Source organism: Pantoea sp. UBA5035, assembly GCF_002415245.1.
GTDB lineage: Bacteria > Pseudomonadota > Gammaproteobacteria > Enterobacterales > Enterobacteriaceae > Pantoea > Pantoea septica.
On record NZ_DICD01000015.1, the window covers coordinates 20,974 to 40,181 of the forward strand.

The 19,208-nt window shown below is 56.8% G+C and carries 20 protein-coding genes and 1 tRNA gene; 17 read left to right on the forward strand and 4 right to left on the reverse strand.

The features are described from left to right. The first annotated feature begins 10 nt into the window (after positions 1–10). The 13 genes from B3229_RS11540 (at position 11) to B3229_RS11600 (ending at position 8,811) form a co-directional block, all read left to right on the forward strand. Positions 11–163 carry a DUF6889 family protein gene (locus B3229_RS11540; RefSeq protein ID WP_048784607.1) on the forward strand — a complete coding sequence of 51 codons (153 nt, stop codon included), beginning with the start codon at positions 11–13 and terminating at the stop codon, positions 161–163. Next, a complete protein-coding gene (locus B3229_RS11545; protein WP_286870883.1) occupies positions 153–2,201 on the forward strand; it encodes a transglycosylase SLT domain-containing protein in 2,049 nt (682 codons plus the stop codon). The genes B3229_RS11540 and B3229_RS11545 overlap by 11 nt, the downstream gene beginning before the upstream one ends. Next, entirely contained in the window at positions 2,201–2,770 is a 570-nt protein-coding gene (locus B3229_RS11550; RefSeq protein WP_276743167.1) for a phage baseplate protein, read from the forward strand. The genes B3229_RS11545 and B3229_RS11550 overlap by 1 nt, the downstream gene beginning before the upstream one ends. 9 nt (positions 2,771–2,779) lie before the next feature. Next, complete coding sequence (locus B3229_RS11555) at positions 2,780–3,085, forward strand: phage baseplate plug family protein (protein WP_286870886.1); 306 nt, start codon at positions 2,780–2,782, stop codon at positions 3,083–3,085. Between the two features lie 2 nt (positions 3,086–3,087). Then, positions 3,088–4,155 (forward strand): hypothetical protein, encoded by a 1,068-nt coding sequence (locus tag B3229_RS11560; protein ID WP_286870888.1) that lies wholly within the window; start codon positions 3,088–3,090, stop codon positions 4,153–4,155. Between the two features lie 77 nt (positions 4,156–4,232). Continuing rightward, a complete protein-coding gene (locus tag B3229_RS11565; RefSeq protein WP_414692778.1) occupies positions 4,233–4,511 on the forward strand; it encodes a hypothetical protein in 279 nt (92 codons plus the stop codon). Then, a complete protein-coding gene (locus B3229_RS11570; RefSeq protein ID WP_286870892.1) occupies positions 4,512–4,832 on the forward strand; it encodes a hypothetical protein in 321 nt (106 codons plus the stop codon). Between the two features lie 54 nt (positions 4,833–4,886). Next, positions 4,887–5,543 (forward strand): Gp138 family membrane-puncturing spike protein, encoded by a 657-nt coding sequence (locus B3229_RS11575; protein ID WP_286870894.1) that lies wholly within the window; start codon positions 4,887–4,889, stop codon positions 5,541–5,543. After that, on the forward strand, positions 5,540–5,893 hold the full coding sequence (locus tag B3229_RS11580) for a hypothetical protein (RefSeq protein ID WP_286870896.1): 354 nt from the start codon (positions 5,540–5,542) through the stop codon (positions 5,891–5,893). Before B3229_RS11575 ends, B3229_RS11580 begins: the two co-directional genes overlap by 4 nt. Continuing rightward, a complete protein-coding gene (locus B3229_RS11585) occupies positions 5,893–7,092 on the forward strand; it encodes a baseplate J/gp47 family protein (RefSeq protein ID WP_286870898.1) in 1,200 nt (399 codons plus the stop codon). Before B3229_RS11580 ends, B3229_RS11585 begins: the two co-directional genes overlap by 1 nt. After that, positions 7,089–7,769: a DUF2612 domain-containing protein gene (locus B3229_RS11590; protein WP_286870900.1), complete on the forward strand. Its 681-nt coding sequence runs from the start codon at positions 7,089–7,091 to the stop codon at positions 7,767–7,769. Before B3229_RS11585 ends, B3229_RS11590 begins: the two co-directional genes overlap by 4 nt. Then, complete coding sequence (locus B3229_RS11595) at positions 7,769–8,638, forward strand: hypothetical protein (RefSeq protein ID WP_286870902.1); 870 nt, start codon at positions 7,769–7,771, stop codon at positions 8,636–8,638. The genes B3229_RS11590 and B3229_RS11595 overlap by 1 nt, the downstream gene beginning before the upstream one ends. Continuing rightward, positions 8,635–8,811, forward strand: coding sequence for a hypothetical protein (locus B3229_RS11600; RefSeq protein WP_286870904.1), 177 nt, complete (start codon positions 8,635–8,637; stop codon positions 8,809–8,811). The genes B3229_RS11595 and B3229_RS11600 overlap by 4 nt, the downstream gene beginning before the upstream one ends. On the opposite strand, the gene B3229_RS11605 is transcribed toward B3229_RS11600, so the two are convergent. Continuing rightward, entirely contained in the window at positions 8,808–9,866 is a 1,059-nt protein-coding gene (locus B3229_RS11605; RefSeq protein ID WP_286870906.1) for an acyltransferase family protein, read from the reverse strand. The two genes, B3229_RS11600 and B3229_RS11605, sit on opposite strands and share 4 nt — an antisense overlap. 370 nt (positions 9,867–10,236) lie before the next feature. Beyond that, a tRNA-Ser gene (locus B3229_RS11610) sits at positions 10,237–10,324 on the reverse strand. 243 nt (positions 10,325–10,567) lie between these two features. On the opposite strand from B3229_RS11610, the gene phoA reads away from it, so the two are divergent. Continuing rightward, a complete protein-coding gene (gene phoA / locus B3229_RS11615) occupies positions 10,568–11,992 on the forward strand; it encodes an alkaline phosphatase (protein WP_286870908.1) in 1,425 nt (474 codons plus the stop codon). Between the two features lie 91 nt (positions 11,993–12,083). On the opposite strand, the gene mfd is transcribed toward phoA, so the two are convergent. Both mfd and B3229_RS11625 read right to left on the reverse strand, forming a co-directional pair. Further along, positions 12,084–15,527, reverse strand: a complete 3,444-nt coding sequence (gene mfd / locus B3229_RS11620; protein WP_286870910.1) for a transcription-repair coupling factor — start codon at positions 15,525–15,527, stop codon at positions 12,084–12,086. 102 nt (positions 15,528–15,629) lie between these two features. Continuing rightward, positions 15,630–15,839, reverse strand: coding sequence for a hypothetical protein (locus B3229_RS11625; protein ID WP_033747909.1), 210 nt, complete (start codon positions 15,837–15,839; stop codon positions 15,630–15,632). Positions 15,840–16,061: 222 nt separating this feature from the next. On the opposite strand from B3229_RS11625, the gene lolC reads away from it, so the two are divergent. From lolC to lolE, 3 genes are read left to right on the forward strand one after another with little or no spacing between them, the layout of a single operon-like run. After that, entirely contained in the window at positions 16,062–17,261 is a 1,200-nt protein-coding gene (lolC, locus tag B3229_RS11630) for a lipoprotein-releasing ABC transporter permease subunit LolC (RefSeq protein WP_286870913.1), read from the forward strand. Further along, complete coding sequence (gene lolD, locus B3229_RS11635; protein WP_033747905.1) at positions 17,254–17,958, forward strand: lipoprotein-releasing ABC transporter ATP-binding protein LolD; 705 nt, start codon at positions 17,254–17,256, stop codon at positions 17,956–17,958. Before lolC ends, lolD begins: the two co-directional genes overlap by 8 nt. Next, a complete protein-coding gene (gene lolE, locus B3229_RS11640; protein WP_048785238.1) occupies positions 17,958–19,202 on the forward strand; it encodes a lipoprotein-releasing ABC transporter permease subunit LolE in 1,245 nt (414 codons plus the stop codon). The genes lolD and lolE overlap by 1 nt, the downstream gene beginning before the upstream one ends. The last annotated feature ends 6 nt before the right edge of the window (positions 19,203–19,208 follow it).

Sequence of the window (19,208 nt, forward strand, 5' to 3'; positions counted from 1 at the left end):
AGATTTTCTGATGCGCCCGGTTGATGCCGGGTACATCAGCTATTCAGCCTTAAAGGATGGCTCGGTAGACCTGGCAGACATTGCACGAATGAATGACTGGCTCGACCTGAAGGCAGACAACAATAACCGTATAGAGCGCTGGAGAGAGGCAAATGAACGCTGAGACTATCAAGGATTTTCTGGTAAGCCTCGGCTTTCAGGTTGACGAGGCTGGCGCTCGCAAATTTGATACGGTTATCGCCGGCACCACCGCGCAGGCAATGAAGCTGGGTGTTGCCGTTGAGGCTGCAGCGATTTCCGTGGTTGCCTTTACTGCGAAAATCGCCAGCGGCCTCGATCAGCTTTACTGGGCATCTCAGCGCACAGGCGCAACGGTCGCGGGCATTCAGGCGATCGGTTATGCCGCCGCTCAGGCCGGATCGAGTGCAGAAGCTGCGCGCGGTTCACTGGAAAGCCTGTCGCGCTTTATGCGTAATAATCCCGGCGCCGAAGGTTTCCTGAATCGCCTTGGCGTGCAGACGCGCGACGCCAGCGGCAACATGCGGGATATGGCGTCCATCTTTACCGGTGTCGGCCAGCAGCTGAACAAAATGCCTTACTACCGCGCGAATCAGTACGCGCAGATGCTGGGTATAGATGAAAACACGTTGATGGCAATGCGCCGCGGTATGGGGCAGTTTGGCGCTCAGTATACGCAAATGGCGAAAGCTATTGGCTTCAATGCCGACCAGGCGGCCGCCAGCTCTAACCGCTTCATGACTTCTCTACGCGCATTCGGCCAGATGGCAGGTATGGCGCGCGACAAGATCGGCTCTAACCTGGCGGAAGGGCTTTCCGGTTCTATCGATACCCTGCGTAAGCAAATCGTCGACAACTTCCCGAAGATTGAGCAGACGATTACCAGCGGCGTTAAAGGCATTCTGTGGCTTGCTGAGGTGATCGGCCGCGTCGTGTATCGGCTGATTCAGGCTGGCGGCGACATCATGCAATGGTGGTCATCGCTGGACAAGTCAACACAGCGCCTGATTGAGGTGTTCGGCGCGCTCGTTATCGCCTGGCGCATCCTGAATGGCGCGTTCGTGATGTCGCCGATTGGAATGATCACCGCCCTTGGCCTTGCCATTCTGGCGCTCTACGACGATTACAAAACGTGGAAGGAAGGCGGCCAGTCACTCATCGACTGGAAAAAGTGGGAGCCGCAGATAAAAGGCGCCATTAAAGGCGTCGACGATCTGAAAGATGCCGTTATGCGCCTGCTCGGCATCGACCCGCAGACATGGACAGCCAAATGGGACATGAGCAACCTCATGGAAAACCTTGGCGAGCTGTCCAAAATGCTGGACGGGATAGCGCGCCTGCTCAACGCCATTAAAGACGGACGATGGAAAGATGCCTACGCGATCGGGCGCGAGCTGATAAATCAGGGACAGGGTAACCCCGATGCATTGCCTGCCGTATCCGCCAGCGCGGACAGTGCCGCAGACTATATCAAGGAAAAAACCGGATTCGACCCGCGCAGTATCGGGGCAGCCATGAAAAGATGGTTCAGTGATAGCTCTGTCCAGCCGATGGCAGCGGAAGACCCTGGACCAGAGCGCATCTATCCGGTAGATGGCCCGGTTGAACAATACGGGCAGTCTTTCAGGCGGCCTCAGGCGAGTAAGGAAGGCAGTCAGTTGCTGGGGTGGTTGCAACCAATGTTCGGCAAACTGGAGCAGCTATATCAGCTTCCTGTGGGCCTGCTGAAAAGCGTTGCTATCACCGAGTCTGCAGGCAACCCCAATGCGATGTCTGGCGCCGGCGCGCAAGGGCTATTCCAGCTAATGCCCGGCACGGCTAAGGATTTGGGGCTGCGCGGTAACGAGGCATTTGACCCGGTTAAGTCCGCACAGGCTGCAGCGAAATATCTCGCCCAGCTCTTAAAGGCCAATAACGGCGACCTTCCCAAGGCGCTCGCGTCTTATAACTGGGGCATCGGTAACGTACAGAAGCATGGCATGGCGCTAATGCCGGAAGAAACCCGGAATTATATTCCGCGCGTTCTCAGCAATATGCCTGCCAGCGGCGCGCAGATCAGCCAGGAAACTAATATCCATATCCACGGAGTTAACGACCCGAGCAGGGCCGCCAGCGAAGTCGCCGACAAGCAGATGGCCGTGAACTCACGCTTTACGCAAGCACTCGGAACGGGGCCGCGCTGATGGACATTCTTTCTACGCTGTTTTCACAGCAGAGCCGGAAAATCGGGCTGATAGTGCCGGACGTGGTGATCACCGAAAAGCATAGCGACACACTGGAAATCACAGAGCATCCCGTCGAAAAGGATGCTCCTGTTGCTGACCACGCCTTCAAAAGGCCGCCAGAGCTGGTGATGGAGGTGGGGTTTTCTGGCGGCGGTTCGTTGCTGGATCTCCTCGATACTTCCTCGATTGGGCTCAGCCTTGGCCTTAGCCCGAAAGAGGTTTATCAGCAGCTCATCGACCTGCAGGAAAGCCGCGTGCCGTTTGACGTGGTAACCGGCAAGCGCCTCTACACCAACATGCTGATCCGCGTGCTGGATGTAACGACTGACCGTACATCGGAAAATGTGCTGATGGCGACGCTAACGTTGCGCGGGGTGATCATCTCTTCAACGCAGACGATATCGGTGGCAGATAAGGCTGACATGTCGCAGGGCGTGAGTACGTCAGCAGTGCAAAACTCCGGCGTTAAGTCGACGAAGCCCACCGGCAGCCAGTCGATTTTATCGAAGCTGTCCGACCTGTTTTAAGGAGACACGATGCAGGCCAGTGAAATCCCCCTGTCACCTGATAACCAGCAATTCGCCGTGGCGATAAACGGGGTTAATTACTCGATAAGAACAATATGGCGTGACGCCGCAGGCTGGGTGATGGATCTACTCGACAGCAGCGGCGCAGGCATTGTGACCGGCATTCCTCTGGTTACGGGCGCTAACCTGCTGGCGTCATTTTCTTATCTCGAACTCGGCTTCGGGCTCGTGGTGCTTTGCGATGATCCGACGCAGGACTACCCCATTAAAACCGACTTAGGCATAAGCAGCCATCTCTGGGCCGTAACGGAGTAAATATGTCACAGAACTGGATGCGCCACTTCGAGCTGCAAATTCTGTCAGAAAGTGGTGAAGGCATTAGCCTGAGTGACTTCAAGGTGACGTTCCGCATTGAGTGGACTGATACCCGCTGGCCGCGCGTTGCGATGGTGAAGATTTATAACCTTTCCAAAGACACCTGCAGCCGTATTCTGGGAAAAGAGTTCGCGAAGATTAAGATCATCGCGGGCTATGACGGCATGCCGGCGGCGGTAGACAGTAGCCAGATCGGCGTGGCAACGGAAATAGACCCGTCGAAAGTTGGCCAGACAAATGGTACGAACTTCGGGGAAATTTTCAGCGGTGAAATACGCTTCACCGTCACCGGGCGCGACAATCCTACCGATACCTGGGTTTTGATTCAGGCGATCGACGGGCATCAGGCTTTCATGAACGCCAGCGTGACCACAACGCTCGCGGCCGGCTATACCGTGGCTGATGTTCACGCCGCGGCTATGGACAGCTTCAACCCGTTTGGCGTGACTAAGGGGATCACCGGTGATACTCCTGCTACGGTATTCCCGCGCGGGCGAGTGCTTTACCAGTCAACGCGCGATGTGATGGATAACGTGGCGGCGCAGTGTAGCGCCACCTGGCAGCTCGTTGATGGCCAGGCGCAGATGGTGCCGAACGATAAATACGTACAGGAAGCGATCGTGCTGAACAGCGATACCGGCCTGATCGGAATGCCTCAGCAGACTATGGGCGCGGGCGTTAACGTGCGCTGCCTGATAAACCCGAATATCCGGCTTAAGGGGTTAGTGCAGCTCGACCAGGCATCGATTTACCGGACCAGCCTGTCGTCAGAAGAGGTTAAAGCCCTGCCGGGTAGGGCCAGAGAAGACAATACGAACGGCAACCTGAGCGTTAACGGAACACTGCAACAACCTGCAAGTATTGCGGCTGATGGCGTGTATATCGTATCGGCTATAGATTATACTGGCGATACCAGAGGTCAGCCTTGGTACATGGATCTGATGTGCATAGCGCGCGGGTCTGCTGACCTCCAATCTGCAGGCACATTGAACAGGAGTGCTGGAGTGTGAAAGGAAAAATTCTCTTCGCGTTATCAATATTTCTTATTTCCATCGGTGCTAATGCAGACGATCAGGCAAAGCCATTAATGCAGTGCGGCCCATTCACCCTTTCATCAAGTCATGATGGATTTATGCACATCAACAACGCGCGGCCAGAAACGCAAAAGTTTAGCTTTCTTGGCGCTAAAGATGACTATAACAACCTTAGCTACCAGTGGATGGTTCAAAGGGGAGATGCGCCGGGCTGGTTTGGCATTGATTACATTAAGCGTAATGGCAAGGCCATTCTAAACGTTGAGGCGATTCGCAGTAATATGGATCAACCCCGAGTGTTTGGTACTTTCGATTGCGTTAAGGTGAAGTGAATGAAACTACTTATATCCCTATTGATGCTTTTCCCATTATTAAGCCACGCAGGAACGCTGCAAGACTTCTTCAAATCCAATCCTGAGTTAGATGGCAACCTTGCAATTCATACTGCTATATCTAAAGCTTCCCGCTTTGAGGCGGCTGGATATGCGCGCCGTGAAGGAGGGGATGAAGACGAACTGATGAAAGAAAAAGGTGATCAGTTTGGTGTATTAGGGTTCAGAAGGGTCAAAAACTCATGTCAATATTCTGAAGCGGCTTCTGTTTTAGGTTTGACATTAGATGATTGCAAAATAGTTTTAAGCATGAATCTTTAAATTACTGCTTCCGACTAACCCGCTACGGCGGGTTTTTTAATGCCCGGAGTAAACATGACAGTAACACCCCAGTCGCTGGCTGGCGGCGAGCAGCAGGCAATGAAGGTGCTGTCTGACACCATCTTCTCCATGCTTCGCGTCTCCATGCCAGGCATCATCCAGTCGTTTGATCCGATAGCATGCACCTGCACTGTTCAGCCGGCCATATCAGGTCAGGTGGCAGATGAGGCAGGCGAGTTTAAATCTGCGCCGTTACCGCTGCTCGTCGACGTTCCTGTGGTCTTCCCGCGCGGTGGCGGCTGCACCATCACCTTTCCCGTTAAAAATGGTGACGAGTGTCTGGTGGTGTTTTCGGATCGCTGCATCGACTTCTGGTGGCAGAACGGCGGCGTGCAGGAGCCGGTTGATCCTCGTCAGCATGACCTTTCAGACGCCTTTGCGTTTATCGGCCCGCAGTCGCAGGCTGAAGTGATAGGCAATATCAGCACCGATTCCCTGCAAATACGTACCGATGACGGCGCCAGCTTCATTGAATTGCGGCAGGGCGGAAACGTAACGATTACATCAAGGCAAGTGACGATAAACGGCGACGTTAAAGTGAATGGCGCTATCACTTCCACCGGAGACCAGATTGCAGCGGGCATCAGTCAAACTGGACATGTTCACGGAGGAGTGCAGTCAGGTGGCAGTAATACGGGAGGCCCGCAATGAGGTACAGACGCGAAGATGACGATGGTGATTACACCTTCGGACAGGGCAACGATACCTGGCTGATCAACTCACCGGAAACGGTGGCGCAGGCGGTGAAAACTCGCTTCCTGCTTTGGTACGGGCAGTGGTTCCTCGACACGACAGAGGGCACGCCGTGGATTCAGTCAGTGCTGGGCAAACAGAAGCCGGAAACGTACAACCTCGCCATTCGCCAGCGCATCCTTGAGACGCGAGGCGTTAACTCTATCAGGTCGTTCGATACGACGCTGAACACCTCATCCCGCCGCGTAGTGTTTACCGCGACGATCGACACCATCTACGGAACGACGACAGTCACAAGCGAGGCGTAATGGCTCTCAATTTAGACACGCTGGGGCTCTCCGCTACGGTGACCGCCTCAGGGATAAGTGCGCCTGATTACCAGACAATCCTGAGCACTATCACCGATTATTTTCAGCAGATTTACGGTACCGACGCTTATCTCGAGCCTGACAGTAAAGACGGGCAGATGGTCGCGCTTGTGGCGCTGGCAGTACATGATGCCAACAACACGGCTATTCAGGTTTACAACTCGTTCTCGCCATCATCAGGCATGACCGATGCTTTAACACGCAACGTCAAAATTAATGGCATTGCGCGTAAAGCAGCCACCAACTCCACGGTTGACGTTACGCTGACTGGCACGGCCGGAACGACAATCACCAATGGCTCTGTGAAGGATGCCAATGGCATTATCTGGAACCTGCCGGGCAGCGTGACTATTAACGTCAGCGGATCGGTGACGGTAACGGCTACATGCGCTAATTCTGGCGCTGTTGCAGCTGTTGCCGGCAGCATCACCAAAATCAATACGCCGACGCGTGGGTGGACTGCGGTATCGAATGCCAGCGCGGCGACTGTAGGATCAGCAGCGGAAACTGATGCTCAGCTTCGTGTGCGTCAAAATCAGAGTGTGGCAATTCCGGCCCTGACGCCGTTTGATGCTGTCGACGGTGCGATCGCAAACGTAACAGGCGTAACTCGTCACAAGCTTTATGAAAATGATACCGGAGCTGTGAACGGTGATGGCATACCAGCACACTCAATCGCGGCAATAGTGGACGGTGGGGACGTTACGGATATCGCACAGACTATCCGTGGCAAAAAAGGCCAGGGTGTTGCCACTTTCGGCTCGACGACCGTCACAGTGCCGGATAAATACGATAATCCTCACGCAATCAGCTTTTCACGATCAACAGATGTTCCGATTTATGTCGCCATAACTCTGAAGGTCTTCACCGGTTACACCACTCAGATCGGCGAGCAGATTAAACAGGCGATTGCCGATTACATCAACAGCCTGACAATTGGCGATGACGTCCTGTTAAGCCGCATCTATTCACCGGCTAACCTCGGCGTAGTGAGCGGTGGAAATGCGAAATACTACGACATCAACGCCCTGACAATCGGCAAGTCGGCAGGCTCACAGGCGGCGGCGAATATCGTCATAGCCTTCAACGAATCGGCTTCCTGCAGTACAGCAAATATCGCTCTCACGGTGACGTCATGAGCAAATATACCGACCTGATTACCAACTACCACAGAGGAAAACCTCTGTTTGTCGATCACGTCGACCTGTCAACGCGTCCGCTTACTGATACTTCCACAGCCCTGCAGAATCTGCTCACTGCCTTCGATATCGACAGTGCGGTGGGTGTGCAGCTGGATGTGCTGGGAGAGTGGATTGGGCGAACGCGAATAGTCAGCCAGTCAATCAGTGGCGTCTACTTTTCGTTTGATACCGATGGGGTTGGCTGGGATCAGGGTGTATGGCAAGGGCCGTATGACCCGGATGCTGGCTTCACCAGCCTGAGTGATGACACCTATCGCATCGTCCTGAAGGCGAAGATAGCCATCAACAGCTGGGACGGGCAAAACGATTCGTTGCCGGAAATCCTGGAAACGGCTCTCAATGGCTCCGGTTTAAGGATGCAGATTGTTGATAATCAGGACATGACAATTTCTGTATGGGTGTTCCCTGAAGTCGACATCAGCCAGGTGTCGCTGGAACTCATCGCAGCCATTCGGCAGGGATATCTAACCGTAAAAGCTGCCGGCGTCTGGGCTGGCGATATTCAAACCCCTTCAATTGAAACCCCATCCGTTGGAAACCGCTTTTTTGGTTTCGACACGGATAACGCATATATCGCCGGATTTGATGATGGCGCTTGGGAGAAAATACTTTAATGGCCGCTAATAACTTTAAACCTTTCGCTACGGGTGCCGGTGCAAACGTGTTGTCACAGGCTGACTGGGAATCCTTAACTGCGCTGGCTACAGGCTTTACATCAGGGAAAGCTTCATCCGCCCAGGTGAATAAAGCTCTGCGCCAGGCGACTACCATCGCTGCAATCGTTGCTCAGTTTATTTCAGACCAGAACGCTGCTGATGTGCTTGATAATGGCGATATGAACGCACTCCAGGCCCAACTGAAAAGTGCGCTTACGGCATATACACCCGGCAGATTTCTAGGGGTGAAAACTTTTACATCTAGTGGTACGTATACCCCGACTGCAGGAGCAAAGAAAATAAGAGTTCGAGCCTGGGGCGGCGGCGGCGGAGGCGGCGGTGTTAGCGCGGCAGCAACTGCAGGCGCAGCCGGCGGATCAAGTGGAGCTTACGTTGAGGGCATATTCAGTGTAACCGGTCCTTTGGCTGTCTCGATTGGTGCTGGTGGCGCTGCCGGTACTTCTACCGGCGGCAATGGAGGTGCAGCAGGCTCTACTAGTTTAGGAAGCCTGTTTTCTGCTACTGGAGGGTTTGGTGGCGGCGGGACAACGAATAATCAGGCGGGGGCAACAACTTCATCCGCGGGTACAGCAACGGGCGGAAATGTCCTTAACCTCAATGGATCAAGTGGCAGGGCTCCCAACAACTCGCTCGGCGGATCGGGAGGGAGTGCATTCTCTACTCAAGGCGGCGAGGGTCATTACTCATCTGGTTCAGGAGCGGGTGGTTTTCCTGGTAGCGCTGGCGGTGGGGCAAACGGCGTAGCAGTCGCAGTAACAGGCGGTGCTGGTGCAAGCGGATATTTGATCATTGAGGAGTATGCATGAATAGCAATTATGCAGTAATTTCAGAGGCAACTGTCGTTAACATTATTGTATGGGATGGTGAGGCAGAACTGATTCTGCCTGAAGGAACGACCACGCAAATCATCGAAGATGGGGTGTTTGTAGATATTGGCTATGCTTACTCCAAGAAAAAGGGTTTTTATCCAAAAAATTAAGCCAGTGGCTTATTTTTTTTCATCAGACTCTTCTCAATAAACCTGTATGTGATCTCTGTAAATATCAGCATCGATAGTAACTGTGCAATTACCATGGTTGCAGGGCTGCTTACGTGGCCCTGCAATAACTGCAACGTTAGAAGCCAAGAGGGTATGTGACAACAAAAAAGAGAGTAACTCCTGTTGCCAATTAATCTCATCAAGCTATAAACAGGTGATGGTACCCAGCCAAACAACCCTCCGCCGTACAAAGCGAATGAGATTAGCACGCAACTAATTATTGAAGACAATACTGTTATATTGAATTTGTCAGAGGGAATATTAAATGATGCCGCAAGCAGCAATAGCAGGATAACTGACAAAAAAGGCTTCAATGAAGACTTGCGAGAGATAAGTCTTAATCCATCCCTGAGCCATTCTTTTTCAACGATCATATAATAAAGAATGATGCCATAAAGCATCGAATCATACCTGAACATCCATGAATAAGAGCCGCCTGGGCGATAAAATAGCATGATAAAACAGATGATGAATGCGCTAGTGTAATACACCTTCCGCCCGAAAAAAGTGTATAAGAGAGCAAAAATTGCAAAGACCTGTACTTCAAGCCCTAACGCCCAAAGATATCCGAAAACGCTGGTCAGTCTGATTTCTTCAAAATTTCTAACATAGAATACGGAAGACAGGAATTTTATGGCCATGTCATGGACGCTTAGCCAGTATGTGTCAGGCATCACAAGTGACATGAAAAGAGGGATGACTGACCAAAGGTAAGCAGCAGGTGATAGTCTTTTAAATTTCTTGCCCATGAAGGAAAAGTAGGTGTTTTGTTTTGGCCCATCCTTTAATTTACGCAGTGATAGTGAAAGGAAAAAGCCAGCCATAACAAAAAACAAATCAACACCAGAACCAGTGTTGAATACTTTCTTAATGGAAAAATAGAAGTGGGAGTAATCTTGCGGAATAATAATAATTGAATGAACCAACATAACGAATATTATTGCGATGCAGCGAAGGACTTGAATATCGTCGTTCTTATTCTTGAATGATTCCATCTCAATCGATTTCCTGAGAGCTGAAGTTTAGCTTTTTCTTTCATTGATAGTATCAGCAGTGATATCCATAAATCAAAAAAAGCCCCGGCGACGGGGCAGTGGCGTTCCGCGCCGATCTGAGCAGGCTACGGGGTGGGAATAGTAAACGTAGCCGATGCGGGAAGGTGATACTGAAGAGGTGAAACATTCAGTTTCAATTAGACACAAACAGAAAAGCCTCTGGCGTTAACCAAAGGCTTTTTCTTTGCATCTGAGATGCGCGTGCATTTCACGTGCACTTTTTTGTACTGCTTTTGTAGTTCTGTTGTCTTTATGTAGTCCTTGGATTCAGTCTACACGCGGCTTTGTCCGCTCAACGTCCTACTAATTATGGCGGTGAGAGGGGGATTCGAACCCCCGATACGTTGCCGTATACACACTTTCCAGGCGTGCTCCTTCAGCCACTCGGACACCTCACCACATTTTTCCGCTGACCTTGCTGGGTCAACGGGGCGCTACTATAGGGAGTCGGCCCAAAAGGGTCAAGCACTATTTTTCTCTTTTTTTCTATCCGCTTAAGCTCTGTTCGAATCGATTTATCCCTGCGCATTCCGGCCAGATTGTCATCAAAAAGAAATCCCGCAGCCACAAAAATGTCACCCAAGCATCACAGACTTAACGCCTGAAACCTCTGGTAAATTTTGCTTATAAGGGAACACAAGATGAAACAGATGCGCCTTTTCACCTTTTCGCTGCTCGCTTCGCTGGTCAGCCTCTCCGCGCATGCCGAAACCGCCAGCGCGCCGGCGGATGCAGCCTATATCCGCGCCGCGACCGGCGATATCACCCAGCACGGCGGCGCGCGCCGCCTGACTGGCGATCAGACCGAGGCGCTGAAAGCGTCGCTGCGCAATACCACGGCGAAAAACGTCATTCTGCTGATTGGCGACGGCATGGGCGACTCGGAAATTACCGCGGCGCGCAACCTGGCGGAGGGCGCAGGCGGCTTCTTTAAAGGCATTGATGCGCTGCCGCTTACCGGCCAGTACACCCATTACTCGCTGGACAAGAAAACCCATAAGCCGGATTACGTGACCGATTCCGCCGCATCCGCCACCGCGTGGGCCACCGGCACCAAAAGCTATAACGGCGCTATCGGCGTCGACGTCAACGGCAAGGATCAGCAAACCCTGCTGGAGATCGCCAAAGCGGCAGGCAAAGCGACCGGCAACGTCTCTACCGCAGAGCTGCAGGACGCTACGCCCGCCGCGCTGATGGCGCACGTCACCAGCCGCAAATGCTACGGCCCCGAGAAAACCAGCGAGCTGTGCGCCAGCAACGCGCTGGAGCAGGGCGGTAAAGGCTCGATCAGCGAGCAGATACTGAAAACCCGCGCCGACGTAGTACTGGGCGGCGGCGCGAAATCCTTTAACGAGATGGCGAAAGCGGGCGACTATCAGGGCAAAACCCTGCGCGAACAGGCGCAGGCGCTGGGATACCAGCTGGTGAGCGACTGGCAGGGACTCAACGCCGTTACCGCAGCCGACAAGGACAAACCGCTGCTCGGCCTGTTTGCCGACGGCAATATGCCGGTGCGCTGGAAAGGGCCGAAGGCGAGCCACTATGGCAACATCGATCAAGCGCCGGTGACCTGCGAAGTAAATAAAGAGCGCCCGGCCGCGACTCCGACGCTGGCGCAGATGACCGCCAAAGCGATCGATCTGCTGAAAACCAATCCGAACGGCTTCTTCCTGCAGATCGAAGGCGCGTCGATCGATAAAGAGGATCATGCGGCGAACCCGTGCGGCCAGATCGGCGAAACCATGGATCTTGACGAAGCGGTGCAGCAGGCGCTCGCTTTTGCGCGCGCGGAGGGCAATACGCTGGTGGTGGTGACGGCGGACCATGCGCACAGCAGCCAGATCATTGCTAACGGGACGAAGGCGCCCGGCCTGACGCAGGCGCTGAACACTAAGGACGGCGCGGTGATGACCATCAGCTACGGCAACTCCGATACCGATTCGCAGGGTCACACCGGCACTCAGCTGCGCGTCGCGGCCTATGGTCCCTGGGCGGCTAACGTGGTGGGACTGACCGATCAGACCGATCTCTTCTTTACGCTGCGCAGTGCGATGGGACTGAAGTAACGCGGACGCTTTGCTCTCCGGGTCCTGCCACCCACGCTATAAGCGCTTCAGCAGTCTGACGTCTCCCGCTGCCGGGAGACGTTATCACTCGCTAAATGCGGTTTTCTCGCAGCTGCGCCATAAAGCTCTGCACCCACTCCATGCGCAGCTTGCGCTCGGCCAGATCGCGCGTAAAGCGCAGTCGGGTCGGCCCATCCAGCTTCCACTGCTGCGGATCTTTCTGCAGCAGGCTAATCAACCAGCCAGGGTCGACGCTGTTCTGCGGCGCAAAATCGAAGAAGCCGCCTTTATCGCTGACCTCGATCTTGCGAATGCCGAGACTGCGCGCCACCAGCCGCAGCGTGGCGATATCCAGCAGGTTGCGCGCCGCGTCCGGCAGCACGCCGAAGCGGTCGATCATCTCCACCTTCAGCTCCTGCAGCTCCTCTTCGCTGTCGGCGCTGGCGATGCGCTTGTAGAGCGACAGGCGGGTATTGACGTCGGGGATAAACTCCTCCGGCAGCAGAGCGGGCATGCGCAGCTCGATTTCGGTCTGATTGCTGGTGAGATCCTCCAGCGACGGCTCGCGCCCCGCCTTCAGCGCCTCAACCGCGTTCTCCAGCAGCTCCATATAGAGCGAGAAGCCCAGCGTTTCCATCTGGCCGCTCTGCTCTTCGCCCAGCAGCTCGCCCGCGCCGCGGATCTCCAGGTCGTGCGTCGCCAGCGCAAAGCCCGCGCCCAGATCCTCCAGCGAGGCGATCGCCTCAAGACGCTTCTGCGCGTCGCCGGTCATCGCCTTGGGATGCGGCGTCAGCAGCCAGGCGTAAGCCTGATGGTGCGAACGTCCGACGCGGCCGCGCAGCTGATGCAGCTGCGCCAGGCCGAAGTGATCGGCGCGCTCGATGATAATGGTGTTAGCGGTCGGAATATCGATGCCGGTCTCAATGATGGTGGTGCAGACCAGCACGTTGAAACGCTGATGATGGAAGTCGTTCATCACCCGCTCAAGGTCGCGCTCGCGCATCTGGCCGTGGCCGATGGCGATACGCGCCTCCGGCACCAGCTCCGTTAGCCGCTGCGCCGCCTTTTCAATATTCTCAACGTCGTTGTAGAGGTAGTAAACCTGACCGCCGCGCAGCACTTCGCGCAGGATCGCCTCGCGCACCACCAGCGCGTCGTATTCGCGTACGAACGTCTTCACCGCCAGGCGGCGCGCCGGCGGCGTGGCGATAATCGACAGGTCGCGCATGCCGCTCATCGCCATATTCAGGGTGCGCGGGATCGGCGTCGCGGTGAGCGTCAGAATATCGACGTCGGCGCGCATCGCCTTGATACGCTCTTTGTGGCGCACGCCGAAGCGGTGCTCTTCATCGACAATCAGCAGCCCTAAGTCGTGCCACTTCAGGTCGCTCATCAGCAGCTTGTGGGTGCCGATCAGGATATCGATCTTGCCCTCGCTCGCCGCCTGCAGTACCTGCGTCTGCTCTTTGGCGCTGCGGAAGCGCGACAACATCTCGATGCGCACCGGCCAGTTGGCGAAGCGGTCGCGGAAGTTGTCGTAGTGCTGCTGCGCCAGCAGCGTGGTCGGCACCAGCACCGCCACCTGTTTATGGTTCTCTACCGCGAGGAAAGCGGCGCGCATTGCCACTTCGGTTTTGCCGAAGCCCACGTCGCCGCACACCAGACGATCCATCGCCAGCGGCTGGCACATGTCGCTCAGCACCGCGTTGATCGCCTGCGCCTGATCCGGCGTGGTTTCAAACGGGAAGCTCTCGCAAAAGAGCTGATACTGCTCGCGATCGTGCTTAAAGGCGTAGCCCGCTTTCGCCGCGCGCTGGGCGTAGATATCCAGCAGCTCGGCGGCGACGTCGCGCACTTTCTCCGCCGCTTTCTGCCGCGCGCGCGTCCAGGCGTCGCTGCCCAGCTTGTGCAGCGGCGCGTTTTCATCCGCGCCGCCTGCGTAGCGGCTAATCAGATGCAGCGACGACACCGGCACATAGAGTTTGGCGTCGTTGGCGTAGGAGAGCATCAGATACTCCGCCATGATGCCGCCCGCTTCCAGCGTGGTCAGGCCGATATAGCGCCCGACGCCGTGCTCCAGATGCACCACCGGCTGGCCGGGCGTCAGCTCGGCCAGGTTGCGGATCAGAATATCGGGGTTGATGGTGCGGCGCGTATCCTGACGGCGACGGCTAACGCGTTCGCCCAGCAGATCGCTTTCGCAGATCAGGGCGCGGTCGCGCTGCGTATCGACAAAGCCGCGTTCGCTGGCGCCGATCATCAGGGTATAGCGCTCGCTGTTCGCCTCATCGAAGCGCCGCACCGTCTGCGGACGCAGCTTAATGCGCGCCAGCAGCTCCTGCAGGCTTTCGCGGCGGCCTTCGCTCTCAACCGAGAAGGTGACCTGGCCGCTGAAGCCGTCGAGGAACTGGCGCAGCGGATCGAGCGGCGCTTTGGCCTGCGCCTGCACGGCGATATCGGGCAGCGGCTGGTAGCCGAGATTGGTGTTGCCCGCTTTCTCCGGCAACGCCTCGGTGGTCATCTGCATGCGCGGCCAGCGATTCAGCTCGCCCAGCAGCGCATCCGGCCGCAGCCAGAGCGTGGTCGGCGTCAGCAGCGGGCGCATCGGGTCGACGCGGCGGTTTTCATAGCGCGCCTCTACGTCCTGCCAGAAGCGCTCCGCGCTGCCGTTAAGATCGCCGCAGTTCACAACCAGCGTATTGTCGGGCAGATAGCTGAACAGCGTCGGCAGCTCCTGCTCGAAGAAGAGCGGCTGCCAGTATTCGATGCCGGCGGGCAGGGTGCCTTTACTCACCTGCTGATAGATATGCTCCGGCTCGCGGCGCACGTCGAACAGCTCGCGCCAGCGGGTGCGGAACAGCTCGATCGCCGCTTTGTCGGTGGGGAACTCATGGGCCGGCAGCAGATTAATCGCCGGTACCGCTTCCAGCGTGCGCTGGCTGTCGACGTCGAACAGCCGCAGGCTGTCGATCTCGTCGTCGAAAAAGTCGATGCGGTAGGGCTGCTCGCTGCCCATCGGAAAGAGATCGAGCAGCGCGCCGCGCGTAGCGTATTCGCCATGCTCCATTACCTGATCGACGTGACGATAGCCCGCCTGTTCCAGCTGATCGCGCAGGCGATCGCGCGACAGCTTCTGTCCCTGCTTCATCACCAGCGCGTGGCCGTGCAAAAAAGGATGCGGACAGACGCGCTGCATCAGCGTGTTCACCGGCATAATCAGCATGCCGCGCGTCATGGTCGGCAGCTGGTAAAGCGTCGACAGACGCGCCGAAATAATGTCCTGATGCGGCGAGAAGCTGTCGTAGGGCAGCGTTTCCCAGTCGGCGAGATGGCTGACGGGCAGATCGGTGAACTGGCGGATTTCATCCAGCAGGCGCAGCGCGGTTTGCATATCGGGGGTGATCATCAGCACCGGACCGGCGTGGCGCTCGGTAATGCTGGCGCACTCCACCGCGTGCGCGGCGCCGATCAGCTGACCGAGCTGGCGACGATCGCCGGATTTTACGGGCAGGGCATAGCAGGTCTGTTCGGACATGGGATCTTGTGGTTCTCTCCATTTTTTCCAGGGCGTCATGATTCCACATTACGCCCTGGCGATCACCTGCTGCGACGGTTTTTCCTTTGCGCGGTGGCCGAGTTATTTAGCGGATGGCTGAGTGTAGTGCATGCGCGGACGATCGACGTTCGCCCAGCTCAACTCCATTTCCAGATGGTAGCTGTGGTTGCCGTCGTCCCACTTGACGTAGTAGCCGGTGGGCGCGTCTCCCTGTTCAAAAACGTTAACAATCTCGCCTTTTATCTCTCCCGATTTGTGTTTCACAATGCTGCCTTTGGGATATTTGAACATGGTGTTTCCTCCAGCGCCTCAGGAGCACGTTGCTGACTCCACCTTATAGTGTAGCCTAACCAGACGGCAGGCGATTAAACGTACAGACGGGAGCGCCGGGATTTCTTTTTGGCAAAAATCGGCCACACTTTGCCGCGTACTCAGAGGGTTAGAGGTTTCATAAACCGAACGCCTCCTTTATCATCACTGGTCTACTTTCAGGCAACTGCCAAGACGGAATACATGTATCAACCTGTCGCGCTATTTATCGGCCTGCGCTATATGCGCGGGCGAGCATCGGATCGCTTTGGTCGCTTCGTTTCCTGGCTCTCCACTATCGGCATCACGCTCGGCGTGCTGGCCCTGGTCACCGTGCTGTCGGTGATGAACGGCTTTGAACGCGAGCTGGAGGGCAATATTCTCGGCCTGATGCCGCAGGCGCTGGTCACCAGCGAGAAGGGCAGCATCAACCCGCAGCAGCAGCCCGCTGAGAGCCTTAAGCTGGCGGGCGTCAGCCGCATGGCGCCGCTCACCACCGCCGACGTGGTATTGCAGAGCGCGCATAACGTGTCGGTCGGCGTGATGCTCGGCATTCAGCCCGACGAAAAAGATCCGCTCACGCCTTATCTGGTCAATACGCCGCAAAGCGTGCTGCAGTCGGGCCAGTACAACGTCATCCTCGGCGAACAGCTGGCGACGCAGCTCGGCGTCAAGCGCGGCGACGAGCTGCGTCTGATGGTGCCGTCGGTCAGCCAGTTTACCCCGATGGGCCGCGTGCCGAGCCAGCGTCTCTTCACCGTGGCGGGCACTTACGCCGCCAACAGCGAAGTGGACGGCTACCAGATTCTGGTCAACCAGCAGGACGCCTCGCGCCTGATGCGCTATCCGGCGGGCAACGTCACCGGCTGGCGTCTGTGGCTGGATAAACCGCTGGCGGTAGATGCGCTGAGCCAGCAGGCGCTGCCCGCCGGACTGGTGTGGAAAGACTGGCGCGAGCGCAAAGGCGACCTTTTCCAGGCGGTACGTATGGAGAAGAATATGATGGGGCTGCTGCTGAGCCTGATCGTCGCCGTCGCCGCCTTTAATATCATTACCTCGCTCGGCCTGCTGATCATGGAGAAGCAGGGCGAGGTGGCGATCCTGCAAACCCAGGGGCTGACGCGCCGGCAGATTATCGCGGTCTTTATGGTGCAGGGCGCCAGCGCCGGGATTATCGGCGCGCTGCTCGGCACCCTGCTGGGCGTGCTGCTGGCCAGCCAGCTCAATAATCTGATGCCGGTTATCGGCCTGTTTTTAGATGGCGCGGCGCTGCCGATCGACATCAATTTCTGGCAGGTGGTGACCATCGCCGTCACGGCGATGGCCGTCGCGCTGCTGTCGACGCTCTATCCCTCCTGGCGCGCCGCCGCCGTTCAACCCGCTGAGGCTTTACGTTATGAGTAACACCCCTTTGTTGCAGTGCCGCGAGCTGTGCAAACGCTATCAGGAAGGCAGCGTGCAGACTGACGTGCTGCGCAACGTCACCTTTAGCCTGCAGCCCGGCGAGCTGGTGGCGATTGTCGGCAGCTCCGGCTCCGGCAAAAGTACGCTGCTGCATCTGCTGGGCGGCCTGGACGCGCCGACTTCCGGCGACGTGGTGTTTGACGGTCAGTCGCTGAACGCCATGTCCTCCTCTGCTAAAGCGTCGCTGCGCAACCGAGAGCTGGGCTTTATCTACCAGTTCCATCATCTGCTGCCCGACTTCAACGCGCTGGAAAATGTGGCGATGCCGCTGCTGATCGGCAAAGTCGGCAAGGCGGAGGCGCAGCAGCGCGCCCGCGAAATGCTGGCGGCGGTGGGGCTGGAGAAGCGCGCGCATCATCGTCCGTCAGAGCTATCGGGGGGCGAGCGTCAGCGCGTCTCTATCGCTCGCGCGCTGGTGAACCGCCCGCGCCTGGTGATGGCGGATGAGCCCACCGGCAACCTCGACGCGCGCAACGCCGACGCCATTTTTGAGCTGCTGGGCGAGCTGAATGTCCGTCAGGGCACCGCCTTTCTGGTGGTGACGCACGATCTGCATCTGGCGAAGCGCCTGTCGCGTCAGATGGAGATGCGCGATGGTCAGTTAAGCGAGCAGGTGACCTTAGCAGGAGCGCTGTGATGGGTTCGTCGTTATCCCTGTTGTTAGGGCTGCGCTTCAGCCGCGGCCGCCGCGGCGGCGGCATGGTGTCGCTGATTTCGATTATTTCGACTCTCGGCATCGCGCTGGGCGTGGCGGTGCTGATCATCGGCCTGAGCGCCATGAACGGCTTCGAGCGCGAGCTGAACAACCGCATTCTGGCGGTGGTGCCGCACGGCGAGATCGAAGCGGTGAATCAGCCGTTCCGCAACTGGCAGTCGCTGATTGCGCCCGTAGAGCAGGTGCCCGGCATCGCCGCCGCTGCGCCCTACGTGAACTTCACCGGGCTGATCGAGAGCGGCGCAAAGCTGCAGGCGCTGCAGGTGAAAGGCGTCGATCCGGCGCAGGAGCCGCGCCTGAGCGCGCTGCCGCAGTTCGTTGAAGGCGACGGCTGGAAAACCTTCGCCGCCGGCAAGCAGCAGATTATTTTAGGCGGCGGCATCGCCCGCACGCTGAACGTCAGGCAGGGTAGCTGGATTACTATCCTGATCCCCAACAACGACGGCGGCACGAAGCTGCTGCAGCCGAAACGCATTCGCCTGCAGGTGAGCGGCATTCTGCAGTTGAGCGGCATGCTGGACCACAGTCTGGCGCTGGTACCGCTGGCGGACGCGCAAAACTATCTCGATATGGGTGACAGTGTCACGGGTATCGCCCTGAAGATGCAGGATCCCTTTCAGGCGGTGAAGCTGGTGCGCGACGCGGGCGAGGCGACCCACGGCTACGTCTATATTCGCAGCTGGATTGGCACCTTCGGCTATATGTACCGCGATATTCAGATGATCCGCGCCATCATGTATCTGGCGATGGTGCTGGTGATTGGCGTAGCCTGTTTTAATATCGTTTCGACGCTGGTCATGGCGGTGAAGGACAAGAGCAGCGACATTGCGGTGCTGCGCACGCTAGGCGCGAAAGATGGGCTGATCCGCGCCATTTTTATCTGGTACGGCCTGCTGGCCGGGCTGCTCGGCAGCGTCAGCGGCGTGATCATCGGCGTGCTGGTGGCGCTCAATCTCACCCCCCTGGTGCGCGGACTGGAATCGCTGACCGGCCATCATTTGCTCGCGGGCGATATCTACTTTATCGATTTTCTGCCCTCGGAGCTGCACTGGCTCGACGTCGGCTCCGTGCTGCTGACGGCCATTGTGCTGAGCCTGCTGGCGAGCTGGTATCCGGCGCGGCGCGCCAGCCGCATCGATCCGGCACGCGTGCTGAGCGGGCAATAACCCGGC